The organism is Marinisporobacter balticus (assembly GCF_004345705.1).
GTDB classification, from domain to species: domain Bacteria; phylum Bacillota; class Clostridia; order Peptostreptococcales; family Thermotaleaceae; genus Marinisporobacter; species Marinisporobacter balticus.
Window position 1 is genome coordinate 18,216 of sequence record NZ_SLWV01000009.1, and the last position, 13,000, is coordinate 31,215.

General features: G+C 33.2%; 12 protein-coding genes and 1 pseudogene. 3 read left to right on the forward strand and 10 right to left on the reverse strand.

Annotated features, from left to right (window positions below):
- Positions 1–98: 98 nt before the first annotated feature.
- From EV214_RS19660 to EV214_RS08150, 4 genes and pseudogenes are all read right to left on the reverse strand, one after another.
- Positions 99–335: pseudogene (locus EV214_RS19660) on the reverse strand (transposase); the annotation flags it as partial.
- A gap of 266 nt (positions 336–601) precedes the next feature.
- A complete protein-coding gene (locus tag EV214_RS08140) occupies positions 602–1,975 on the reverse strand; it encodes an FAD-dependent oxidoreductase (protein ID WP_132244581.1) in 1,374 nt (457 codons plus the stop codon).
- A 73-nt stretch (positions 1,976–2,048) separates the two neighbouring features.
- A complete protein-coding gene (locus tag EV214_RS08145; protein WP_132244583.1) occupies positions 2,049–2,333 on the reverse strand; it encodes an ArsR/SmtB family transcription factor in 285 nt (94 codons plus the stop codon).
- 116 nt (positions 2,334–2,449) lie between these two features.
- Positions 2,450–3,610, reverse strand: a complete 1,161-nt coding sequence (locus EV214_RS08150; RefSeq protein WP_243116599.1) for a DUF362 domain-containing protein — start codon at positions 3,608–3,610, stop codon at positions 2,450–2,452.
- Positions 3,611–4,193: 583 nt separating this feature from the next.
- Between EV214_RS08150 and EV214_RS08155 the strand changes: the two genes are divergently transcribed.
- The gene (locus EV214_RS08155) at positions 4,194–4,367 is read left to right on the forward strand and encodes a GNAT family N-acetyltransferase (RefSeq protein WP_132244587.1); all 174 of its coding nucleotides are present in this window, start codon (positions 4,194–4,196) and stop codon (positions 4,365–4,367) included.
- Positions 4,364–5,725, forward strand: coding sequence for an MATE family efflux transporter (locus EV214_RS08160; RefSeq protein ID WP_132244589.1), 1,362 nt, complete (start codon positions 4,364–4,366; stop codon positions 5,723–5,725). Before EV214_RS08155 ends, EV214_RS08160 begins: the two co-directional genes overlap by 4 nt.
- Positions 5,726–6,011: 286 nt before the next feature.
- Here EV214_RS08160 and EV214_RS08165 read toward each other — a convergent pair whose 3' ends face one another.
- On the reverse strand, positions 6,012–6,836 hold the full coding sequence (locus EV214_RS08165) for a sulfurtransferase (protein WP_165916306.1): 825 nt from the start codon (positions 6,834–6,836) through the stop codon (positions 6,012–6,014).
- A gap of 268 nt (positions 6,837–7,104) precedes the next feature.
- Between EV214_RS08165 and EV214_RS08170 the strand changes: the two genes are divergently transcribed.
- Positions 7,105–7,875, forward strand: a complete 771-nt coding sequence (locus EV214_RS08170; protein WP_207669657.1) for a polysaccharide deacetylase family protein — start codon at positions 7,105–7,107, stop codon at positions 7,873–7,875.
- A gap of 103 nt (positions 7,876–7,978) precedes the next feature.
- Here the strand turns inward: EV214_RS08170 and EV214_RS08175 are convergent, their stop codons facing one another.
- From EV214_RS08175 to EV214_RS08195, 5 genes are all read right to left on the reverse strand, one after another.
- Complete coding sequence (locus EV214_RS08175) at positions 7,979–9,349, reverse strand: hypothetical protein (protein ID WP_132244593.1); 1,371 nt, start codon at positions 9,347–9,349, stop codon at positions 7,979–7,981.
- A 182-nt stretch (positions 9,350–9,531) separates the two neighbouring features.
- Positions 9,532–10,242 carry an ABC transporter ATP-binding protein gene (locus EV214_RS08180; RefSeq protein ID WP_132244595.1) on the reverse strand — a complete coding sequence of 237 codons (711 nt, stop codon included), beginning with the start codon at positions 10,240–10,242 and terminating at the stop codon, positions 9,532–9,534.
- On the reverse strand, positions 10,243–11,004 hold the full coding sequence (locus EV214_RS08185; RefSeq protein ID WP_330571277.1) for an ABC transporter ATP-binding protein: 762 nt from the start codon (positions 11,002–11,004) through the stop codon (positions 10,243–10,245). It abuts the gene before it with no gap.
- 19 nt (positions 11,005–11,023) lie between these two features.
- On the reverse strand, positions 11,024–12,088 hold the full coding sequence (locus tag EV214_RS08190; protein WP_132244597.1) for a branched-chain amino acid ABC transporter permease: 1,065 nt from the start codon (positions 12,086–12,088) through the stop codon (positions 11,024–11,026).
- A 3-nt stretch (positions 12,089–12,091) separates the two neighbouring features.
- Positions 12,092–12,988 (reverse strand): branched-chain amino acid ABC transporter permease, encoded by an 897-nt coding sequence (locus EV214_RS08195; RefSeq protein ID WP_330571278.1) that lies wholly within the window; start codon positions 12,986–12,988, stop codon positions 12,092–12,094.
- Positions 12,989–13,000: the final 12 nt, after the last annotated feature.

Below are 13,000 nucleotides of genomic sequence, written 5' to 3' on the forward strand. Positions count from 1 at the left end.
TGATATTTTTATCTATATATAGTTATTATTCCTATAAAGGATAATTATAACAACATAAGTAGTTACACGTATCCTAGGCACCTTGAAAAACTGAAATTTTAAGCACATTTAAATTCGTGTTTCACTCTAATTTCCCAATTATCACGATTACGATATCCGTAACTTCTGCGCTTAATATTTTTTATCTTATGATTATTACCCTCTGTAGTTCGATTGGATATAGGATAATCATAATAATTTAGAATATATAGCTTCCAGTTATCAAGAGTTTTTTTGAATTTTTTTAGTTCAGGAATATCATATTCTGTTGCTAAATCTTTATAGAAATCCAAAACGCTGTAGCATTCTCCTTTGTTGCAAGGTCAAAGAATATTCTAAATACTTCTTTGAGATAATGAAGCTGTTCAAGTTTTGGATATTTAGCAAAAGCAATCCGTAGGTTTTCATGTACAGGCTTTGCATTAGGCAGGCATTCTAGTACGGAAAAGTAATAACTCCTGCTCATAATGTCGGATTTTTTGTACCCTTTTTACCAGTGAATGGGTAATGTAATTTATGGAAATTTTATTTAATCACAAAACTCGTCGTTGAACCTAAATTTTTATATTTGAAAATCTTCATTTAAATGTTTACAATTCTTTGAAATGGCGTTCATAGATGCTTCGTTAATAGGGTATGCAACAGGAGATGCTGAAACCAAAGGATGCGTTGCTACCTGAAAAGTATTTAATTCAGAGGCTGTAATTCCTTTTTGTATAGCAAGACTTAATATATTGATCATCTCACCAACTGAGTCCCCTCCTGAAATTTGAGCCCCCAAAATTACGCCTGAGCATTTTGAAAAAATTAATTTGATATTAATTTTTTTTGTATTTGGTAAAGAACCAGGATGCTTATCAAAAGTAGAAAATTCTCCTATCATAATGCTAAACCCTTCTTCTCTTGCTTTCGCTTCTGTCATTCCTGCTGCTGCATAAGTTGTACTAAAAAACTTTGTTGTAAATGCACTAATCGTTCCTTTATTCTGTCTGATTAATCTTAATTGAAAAGCATTACATCCTGCTATTTTTGCTTCCGTTGCAGCAGTAGACGCCAACAATACAGGCACGTTTTTACCTGTAAAGAAACATTTCTTCTCTGCACAGTCTCCTACAGCAAAAATATCTAAATTAGAAGTTCTCGTATATTGATCCACCACAATTGCACCTTTTTCATTTAATTCAAGACCTGCATCCTTAGCTAATTTTGCGTTTGGTTTAACACCCATTCCTAATATTACCAAATCCGCTTTGATTCTTTCTCCACTATCTAATTGAACCGCTTCTACTTTCGTATTCCCTAGTATCTTTTCTACCTTAGTTTTTGTTTTTACTTTAATACCGTTTTCCCTAAGATTTTCTTCAATTTCATTTGTGAATTTTTTATCAAAAGCTTGCCATAAACATGCATCTGCTAATTCAACTAACGTTACATTTTTATCTAATAGTCTCATTTGCTCAGCAAATTCTACCCCTATAAATCCGCCTCCAATAACTACAATATTCTCAGCTTCTTTTGTTTTTTCTAATACTTTTTTCAAATAATTTTCCTCTTTTAACACTGTATAAACATTTTCTAAATCATGACCTGGAATAAAGGTAGGAATAAAAGGAAGCGATCCTGTAGCAATAATTAATCTTTTATACTCAATCAACTCATTATTTTTTGTTTCTACCACTTTATTTTCTTTATCAATTTTTATTACTTTATCAATCATAATTTCAATATCATTATTTGTTAATATTCCATCAGGAATAGCATTCTTGCTTGTATCTTTAAGTCTCCCAAAAATATATGGAATTCCACAAGGTACCATTACTTTTTGTGTATCACGTATTACAGTAATTTTTATATCTCCATATGCCTTTCTAGCAGTATTTGCACTTAATATCCCTCCTGCACTTCCTCCTATTACTAGTAAATCTGTCTTTTTCATAATCATTCTCCCTTCGTTTTTTATATTTGATTATTTGAATATTAGAATAATCAAATGTTTAGATTAAAAAAAATCAAAATAATATTTGAATAATTTTTTTTATTTCATCATTTTTTATAGAATAAGTAATTTCTGTACCCTGCCTTTTTCCAATAATGATATTTGCAGATTTTAATTTTGAAATATGTTGGGATATAGTTGATTGAGGTTTATCTAAACAATTATGCATATCTGTCACATTCGTAGGTCCATTATTATAAAGCGTTTGTATGATACAAAGTCTAACTGGATGAGCTAATGCTTTGAGTATTTCTGATTTTTGTTCAAAAAACTCAGGATTTGTTTTATAGGTATGCACAAAATATATCCTCCCCTCTAATAATAAATTTATATCTTATATCTATGTATTATAATACATAGATATAAGATTTTCAATAGATTTAATTATTTTTTCTTATCCTTAAGAGATTTGATCTACAGCTTACTCAATAATTTCATAAGCATCGGTCTATGAATTTCAACAGCTTGCACTGGACAGAGTTCTTGACAACAAAAGCACCGAATGCATCCATCTAAATCTACTATAGGCTTTTTATCAATCATTTCAATGACCTTTGGTGGACAATTTTTTGCACAATCACTGCATCCTACACACTTATTATGGATAAACACTGGTTTTGGTTGTAACAGCCCATTTAAAATCTCTCTTAAAAATTTTGGTAAAATCCCTTCTAGTAGGTCTAAACTTCTTATTTCAGGAACGACAAAATCATCTAATATAAAATTCTCTATATTGTCCCCTCTTAATAGAATATCTTCAAGATCTCCTTCACACAATCCTCTTTCCACGCATCTTTTAATTGTCGGTACTTTCGTAGGTTCAAGTCCAATAATCTTCGTTGCGACTACATCTAAATGATATGGGCTGCTAGACGCAATCACTGCTCCTATCTCTCTTGGTTCTCCACCACTAGGACCAGCGCCTTCCATCCCAACGATCCCATCCATGAAGGATAAAATTGGCTTTGATGCCAAACAGATATCTACTAATGCATTTGAAAAATCATCATTATTGGGCATTCGTACATGGTATTCTGCCTTTTCTAGTCCACCAACCACACCAAACATATTTTTTACAGCGCCAGTAAACATCATCATCCCATGGGTTTTTAATTTTGATACAGATATGACTTTATCTACTTGTTTTAAAATTTCGATGGCTTTTATTTTTTTTAAAATCAATCCTTCTTGATTTTTAATCTCTATGGTATTTGTATTATCATTTAATTTAGCACCCACTTCTTCTGCGATCGCTTCAATACCACACGCTTTATAAACCCCTCTTAAAAGTGACATATTAAAAGGACCTCCAGGACTATCTCCAATAACCACCTCTGCCCCATAATTTATTAATATTTCTGCTAAAGCTTTTGCAAAAATAGGGTGTGTTGTGGTTGCATCTTCTGGTTTCTTTTTCATTAAAAGATTTAGTTTTAATAAAACTTTATCTCCTTTATCGATAAATTTACTGATTCCCCCCAAATTTTCAAAACTCTTTTCCATGGACACTTTTACAACATCATAATCATACGTTCTACATTCAATGAGTGATACGACTTCTTTTTTCAATTTCATCACAGCCTTTCCCATATGTATCTCATTCTCGGAGATTTTCATAATTGCATTTTACTGACCTATCTAAGAAATATACTTATATTGATTATATCAACAATTTACTATAACCTAGATTCTACGTCAACATATTTAGAATCACCCTTCAAGCCATAGTATGCAAAGGTTTCAACCAAATCCAGCTTTTACCCAATGGGTGAAAGAAAATAACGATTGAAAGGTTCTTTTTTTGCATTTTTGCTCATATATTGAGTAAAAATATAGCAGTAAATGTAATGTAAAAGATAACGAAATTTTTCGAACTCATTAAAAATGACCTTGTATTGGATAATAGATTCGATATTCCAGTAGAAAACCATCAATAAGGTGCAATCAAAGGATACAATCGTAAAATTCCAATTATGTTAAAATACAGAACATTCTACTTGGATTTTTCGTAGCATAAACCAACTTATAGCGTTATTCAAGTTGCCGTGAAATTTAGGTAAAACTAATAAAAAATTATTTCAACTGAAAAAACCGCAAGAATAAGCAAAACAAATACTTATTGGTCTTGTTATACTTGTTGTGAAAGGAGGCGCCTGTTATGAGAGGCAGCATTGAAAATGTTATGGCTGTAGTCGACGTTCTCGTTTTTTGTAAAGAAACTGGTCGCATAGATTTTTTAGGCGTACATCCACAATATCGCAGGAAAGGTGTCACCAAAGCATTTTCAAGTAAACTGATGACTAAATACCTGCCAGGAGGAACTAACAGATGAAAGAAACTGAACAGATTGATAGCGAGCAATCTATTAATCCTTTAGCTCAAAAATTCAATATCAAATTGCTTCTACAATTTGCTTTCCCCACCATTTTTATGATGGTATTCATGGGGCTTTACACCATTGTGGATACTATATTTGTTGCACGGCTCGTGAACACAAATGCATTGTCGGCAATCAATATAGTTTGCCCAGTTATCAATATCATCGTCGGCTTGGGTACAATGCTTGCAACAGGTGGGAATGCAATTATCTCACGAAAAATGGGGAATAACAACGAGCAGGAAGTTCACGAAGACTTTTCACTTATTATTTTAACAGGTTTAACTATTGGCGTGTTGATTGCCATATTGGGATTGCTCTATATCGAGTCGATCATCAAGGTGCTGGGAGCAAGCGATCTATTATTTCCATATTGCAAGGATTACTTGAAAATACTTCTTATTTTCACGCCGGCAAGTATCTTACAAGTGCTTTTCCAAAATCTATTCGTAACAGCTGGAAAACCTAGCCTTGGATTTTGGCTTGTAGTTTTTGCAGGTTGTACTAACGCCTTATTTGATTATGTATTTATTGCAATTTTAAAAATGGGGATCGCTGGAGCAGCTCTTGCCACCAGTATGGGGTATATGATCCCTACCGTTGCAGGTTGTATCTTCTTTTTACAAAACAAAGGAGGATTGCACTTATGCAAACCTAAAATGCGATTGTCTATCTTGTGTGAAAGCTGTTTCAATGGCTCATCAGAAATGGTAAGTCAGCTTGCAACTGCAGTTACTACATTTTTATTTAATGCAACTATGTTAAAGTTACTTGGCGAAGATGGCGTTGCTGCTATTACAATTATCATTTACTCCCAATTCTTATTAACGACTTTATATATAGGTTTTTCTATGGGAGTTGCACCAATCATTGGATATAACTACGGTAGTAGAAACATAAACCAACTACGATCAGTTTTTCAGCTATGTATTGGGTTTGTTTTCACAGTATCTATACTGGTTTTTCTGATTTCATTTTTGGGTGGTGAGTACATTGTTCGCACCTTTGCAAAAGATAGTGACACTGTTTACTCGATTGCTCAAAACGGATTTGCGATATTTGCTTTTAGTTTCTTGTTTAGCGGATTGAACATTTTTGCTTGTGCTATGTTTACTGCATTATCTAATGGGAAAATATCAGCTATTCTTTCGTTTCTCCGTACATTTGGGTTTATCACAATAGGTCTGATTGTATTACCTAAAATACTAAATATAAATGGCATATGGTTGGCAATCCCTGTGGCAGAGTTTTTGACTTTCTTACTGTCCGCTACGGTTCTTGTTATATATAAAAAGCAATATCGCTATATTTAATTTACTTATAATCGATAGCCGTCCAACGGTAATAAAAAAACGTTGTTTTGGTAGCTGTATAGTTGCACCAAAACAGAATATTATAGGCTAAACAGCGGTTTTGAAATGACATTCAAAGCCGTCGTTTTTCTTTTGCAAAGATAGGTTAACGGTGCAAGAAATAAATACCATTTTTATATGTCGGAATATGTGCAAATTTCAATTGCCATTACCAAGTTTCTACAAAAAATCGTTGAAGCTATTGAAATCATTTTAAAAAATCTACAGCATCCTTGTTGAGCTATTTTTAGACTGTAGCGATCAAATGGTCTTCATAGCTGATCCAATCACTAAAGCTTCCAATATACACCTTCGAATGAATCCCTATTTCATTTAACGCTAAACAATTCACACAAGCTGCAATTCCAGAACCACAATAAAATATAATTTCCTCATACTTCATTATTTCTTTAAAATCCTTTTCTAATGCTTCTTTTCTCTTGAAAAAACCATTTTCTATATTATTCTTCCAAGCATAGTTTATAGCCCCTGGTATATGCCCTGCTTTTTTATATAAAGGCTCATTTTCTCCTGTGTATCTTTCATAAGCTCTCGCATCAATTAATATTACATCATCTAAATCTTTTCTTTCTTTCACATATGTCCTATCACAAAAAATACTTTCATCTACTTTTATATTGTATTTCCCTTTCTTTATCACTTTTGGTATTTCTTTCGTTATAGGATAACCTTGTTGTGCCCATGCTCTCATGCCACCATTTAACACATAGACTTTTTCATGTCCTAAATATTTCAAAAACCACCAAAGCCTAGGTGTGCCATCTAAGTGCTCATCATATATGACAATCGTTGTATCGTTATCAATCCCCATATGTTCTAACTTTTTCCGAAAAACATCTAGATCTGAAAGTGGTCGGGATCCACCGTGTTCTTTTTTTTCACCTGATAAATCAGTATTCATATCTAGATAAAAAGCATGCTCAACGTGGGCTGCTTCATACACACTTCTTCCATATTCTGGATCGAACAAGTCAAATCTACAATCTACAATAACAATATGATCCTTCTCTAAATTTTCAAATAAGCACTTTGTGTTTATAAAGTTTTTCAATGTAACCATCCCCCTCCCCGTTTATTTACAAATTTTCACATCTTCATTTTACGCCTATTTAAAATATTATTCAATATGAAAGTACATGATCATTCTATAGAAATAATGTATTTTATGCCATTACATACAATAAATATTATAAGAAGTTTTTTATTATCTAATCCTATTATCACCTTTCATCATCATACACCCAAACATCCATTTTTCGTGTTCTTTACTTAAAATTTAGATTGTCAGCCTATATCTTTATTTAAAAAAGGAGAATAAAATGAAAAAAAAATCTACCATTATGCTTATCATTTTTTTACTAATCATTGCTTTTACCATTCATCACATATATACAACTACATCTCTTATAAATCGTATACAAACATTTATCCCTTTTGATACAAATCATTCAGAAATTATTCGAAATGGCCCTAATGACAAAAAAGTCATTGCTTTAACATTTGATGATGGTCCCCATCCTAGATTTACACCACAAATATTAGATCTATTAAAAAAATATGATGCAAAAGCTACTTTTTTTGTTCTTGGAAAGCACGTAGCGTTGTATCCTGATGTGGTAAAAAGAGAAGTACTAGAAGGTCATGAAATTGGTAATCATACCTTTACACATATCGATGTAAAGCAAACCCCTAAAAAAAAGATACAAGAAGAATTTGAAAAAACACAAGACGAAATTTTTTCAGTAGCTGGTATTCATCCAAAACTACTTCGTCCTCCATTCGGATTTTGTAACAAAACCGTCATAAATATCGCCAGTGAAAAAAATTATAAGATTATATTATGGTCAGCACATCAGGATTCCAACGATTGGCGTAATCCAGGTATAGGGGTAATTATAAAAAAAACTCTTTCTGAAGTAGGAAATGGAGATATTGTTTTATTTCATGATTATGTTGAAGGTCCTAGTCATACCCTTGAAGCTTTAAAAGTAATTTTACCTACCCTAAAAGAAAAAGGGTATGAATTTGTAACCATATCTGAATTATTAGAACATGCTTCTATAGATGAAGAAATAAGGAAAAACAATTGAATACAAGAACATCTATCATTTCTAGATAGATGTCCTTTATATTCTTGAAAGATATTCATAAATCATTGTACACTTTTCAGATCATTATTAGCCTTTTAATATGCTATACAATAAAAATCGCAACAACAGTCGTCACAATTATACCGATCATTACAGGTATAAAATTTCTTTTTGCAAGTTCTATTGGTGATACTCTACATATTGCAGCTGCTGGTATTAATCCCCAAGGAACAATCGTCCCTCCACCAACCCAAATTGCAGTGATTTGACCTAATGCTGATAAAACTGATGCTTTTACATTCACAGCTTGCGCAAATATTTTAGCTAAAGACCCTGCTAAAGATATCCCTGAGAAACCAGATCCGTCTAATCCTGTTATTGCTCCCACTGTACTTTCTATTGAACATACCATCCCTTTATTCATAGGGATAGAGGTAGATAATGCTATTCCTATATCTGATAAGATCCCTTGAGATCCCTCTAATAAAAAACTTCCTCCTAGTGCTTCTGTAAAAGGTCCTAATTGCCCTAAATAGAAAAAAGCAGCTATGGGAATAATAGGGCTAAAAATTTCTATTCCAAATCCAAATCCATCTTGAATGTATGTTGTTATTTTTTCTAATGCTTCTTTTTTATAATTAATGACTGTAATAATGATTAACAGAAGTACAGCAGTTCCCCCAATTAATGCTGTAGCATCTCCACCTTTTAGATGAAATAAAAACATACATACTACATCAGCTATAAATCCTAACGGAACTAACGCAGCTGATATTTTTGCCTCCTTACTATGTGTTTCATATTTAGAGATCTCCATACTGTCTTCAATTTTTAGTTTCCCATTTTTAATATCTCTATCTAGCATAAAATAGGCTATGCCAATGGAAACGATTGCCATAGTCCAATATAAGATCATACCATCTTTTATTATATCTGATACCTCTACGCCCGCTGCTGCTGCTGTTATAGTAGGCGCACCTTGAATTACAAAATCAGTAGATAATGCGAATCCATGCCCAAATAAGTTTATTGCCATAGCTACCCCTATAGCTGGAAGTCCTGCTCTAATAGCAATAGGTAAGAAAATTGCTCCAACTAATGCAGTAGCAGGAGATGGCCAGAAGAACCATGCTAAAATTAACATTACAATTCCTACTGAAAAAAATGCACTCGTTCTATTTTTTATTACTTTTATAAATGGTGTTACCATTAATTGTGTCGCTTTTATTTCTTCTAATGCTTTAGATAATGCAACGATAATAGATATGATAAGTATGATCCCTATCAGCTCTTTTGTTGCTACTACAAATGCGTTAAATATAGCTCCTATGGAGAATATAATATCCTGACTCGCATATAGTCCCATACAAAATATCCCTAGTATACATGGGATCAGTGTATCTCTCTTTCGTGACATTGTTAGTAATACAATTAGTATAAACAGCATATAAATATAATGGATACCCGTTAACATTTTTAACCCTCCCTTTCTCTTGATTTATATAATATGAATATCTAAGGTTTTTCGTGCGGATTTATAGAAATAGAGGTAAAATAGAGCATTTTCTCATATAGATAAACAACATCATTTAATTATAAAGTATAAAAAGATAAGCAAATAAAAAACTATCGGAGATTTATTCTCCGATAGTTTTTCTATTGTGCTTCACCCAGATATGCCTTTTGAACTTCTTCATTATTTAATAATTCCATTCCTTTTCCTTCTAATACGACTTTCCCTGTTTCAAGTACATATCCATAATCAGCAATTTGAAGTGCAGCCTTTGCATTTTGCTCAATTAAAAGAATAGTAACCCCTTCTTTGTGGATTTGTTTGATGATTTCAAATATATCCTTTACGATTAAGGGTGCTAAACCCAAAGAGGGCTCATCTAACATGAGGATTTTAGGTTTTGTCATAAGTGCTCTTCCAACAGCAAGCATTTGCTGTTCTCCTCCTGACATAGTTCCTCCCTTTTGCCACATACGTTCTTTTAATCTTGGAAATAATGAGTATACCCACTGCATATCCTTTTTTATTGCTTCTTTATTTTCTCTGACATAGGCCCCTAATATTAAATTTTCTTCTACTGTCAAATTCGGAAAAATTCTTCTTCCTTCTGGCGCTAATACAATTCCTTTCTTTACAATATCCTTTGTTCTTCTATTGATGATCGGTTCTCCTTCATAATAAATCGTTCCTTCACTCGGTTTTACAAGCCCCATAATAGTGCCTAGTGTTGTAGTCTTTCCTGCGCCATTTGCACCGATTAATGATATGATTTTTCCTTCCTCAACATCTATGTTAATCCCTTTTAGTGCATGAATACCCCCATAAAAAACATTTAAGTTGTTTATTTTTAGCATCTAATCAACTCCTAAATAAGCTTCTATTACTTTTGGATTGTTTTGTATTTCACTCGGATTTCCTTCAGCGATTAGAACCCCATAGTCAAGTACATACATTCTTTCACATACACCCATAACCACTTGCATATGGTGTTCGATCATTAGTATAGATAGCTTATGATTTTTTCGTATTTCTTTAATAAAACCCATAAGCTCTAAGGACTCTTGTGGATTCATCCCTGCTGCTGGTTCATCTAGAATTAAAAGTTTTGGATCTGTTGCAAGGGCTCTTGCAATTTCAAGTCTTCTTTGTTTTCCGTAAGGCAATGAAGAAGCTTTTTCATCCTTTAGATCCTCTAGTCCTACACTTTTTAAAAGATTGATAGATTTTTCATGAATATACTTTTCTTTTTTTATGTAACTAGGCGTTCTTATCACTGCGCTCACAATATTTGAATTTAATCGCATATGATTTGCAATCACGACATTATCTAACACTGTCAAGTCTTTAAATAATCGAATGTTTTGGAAAGTTCTTGCAATCCCAAGCTTTGTTATGTTGTGGGTCTTTTCATTTGTGATATCTACATCTTTAAAATGTATTTTTCCTTCTGTCGCTGTATACACGCCAGTAATCATATTAAAGCACGTGGTTTTACCTGCTCCATTTGGGCCAATTAATCCGACAATTTCATTTTCTTCTATGTTTATATTTAAGTTTGAAACAGCCGTAAGGCCTCCAAATCTCATGGTAATATTATCTGTTTTAAATATAGACACATTTTCACTTCCCTTAGTTTTAATGTTTGCTAGGTTTAAATCTTTTGATTAAAATATCCCACGAAAACTCATTCGTTCCCATAAGTCCTCTTTGGTAATAAAGTATTACAATCATAAGCAGTAACGAAAATACAACCATTCTCATTCCAGGTATTCCTTGAATCATATATCCACCGATTTCAATATTTCCATCTAGAACTCTTAAAGCTTCCATCGCAACCGTTACAATTACCGCTGATATTACGCTTCCTGTGATACTTCCTGTACCCCCTAAAACAACAATCAATACAATATTAAATGTCAATAAGAATCTAAACATAAGGGGATCGATCGTTCCGATTAGGTGTCCTAATAAAGCGCCGCCTATCCCTGCTAGAAATGCACCGATCACAAAAGCCATCATTTTATGTTTAAATAGATTGATTCCCATTGCCTCTGCTGCGATTTCATCTTCTCTGATTGCTTTAAATGCTCTACCATAACTACTACCTATGAGGCGAACCATGAAAACAATGGTTAAAATAACAATCCCCCATATCCACCATATACTTTCACTCGATGCATTAAACCAACCTATTTTAGCCAAACCTTTGAGTCCCAATGAACCATTTGTAATACTTTGCGTGTTGGTAAATATAACACGAATAATTTCACCAAATCCCAGTGTTGCTATGGCCAAATAATCATCCTTTAGTCTCAAAACAGGTGCGCCTATTAATGCACCCGCGATCGCAGCCATAAGCCCTGAAACAATTAATGCACTTCCAAATGGAAGGTTTATATTTTCAAGCCATGGCGCAATCGGCTCTAAAAAAAAGTTCATTGCTTTCATATCAGGACTCATTGTAAGTAATGCACAGGTATATGCGCCCACTGCCATAAACCCTGCATGTCCGAGACTAAATAATCCTACAAAACCATTGATCAGATTTAAACTCAAGGCTAATATGACATAAATGCCGCAAAGGTTAAATATTCTCATTTGAAACGAATTAAACACTTGATTAAATATATATAACAAAACAATGGCAAAACAAATTGCTCCAATATTGAGTAATTTTTTTATATTTTTTCTTTCCTTCATTCTCTACACCTTCTCCTTAATATTCTCACCCATTAATCCACCAGGCATAAATAAAAGTATGAGTATTAAAAATACGAATGCAAATGCATCTCTATATCCTGAAAGTTCGGGTAAAAATGCTACAATGAGGATTTCAGAAAGCCCTAAAATAAATCCACCAATAACGGCTCCTTTTATATTTCCTATTCCTCCTACTACTGCAGCGATAAAGCATTTTAGTCCTGGCATAATTCCCATAAGCGGCATAAGCTGAGGATAGCGCATAGCCCACATGATCCCTCCAATAGCAGCAAGCACGGAACCTATTCCAAATGTAACAGATATAACATGGTTTACATCGATCCCCATCAGCATAGATGCTTGATAATCTTTCGATACCGCACGCATTGCCATCCCTATTTTTGTTTTGTTTATAATATATAAAAGAATGGCTAACGATATAATCGTAATCACCGGAATGATAAAGACAATATTTGCAATTCTAACACCACCTATATTGATGATATTTCCAAACAAAGGTGGTATTGGAAATGCTTTTGGTCTTCCACCAAACAAGACGATTGCAAGGTTTTCTATTAAAAACGATACCCCTATTGCAGAAATCATAACGGATATTTTTGGAGAATTTCTAAGAGGTCTATAGGCTGTTCTCTCTATGATCATGCCAAACACACAAGTTAAAACGATGGCTATAACAAAAGCTGCCCACCAAGGAAGCATAAAAGACGTCATCGCATAAAAGGCAAAATAAGTCCCTAGCATAAATATATCTCCATGGGCAAAATTAATCAGTCTTAAAATTCCATAAACCATCGTATATCCGATAGCAATAAGTGCATATAAACTCCCTAACGAAATACCATTGACTAAATGTTGCATAAAGGTTTGAAAACTCATCATATGATTTCCTCC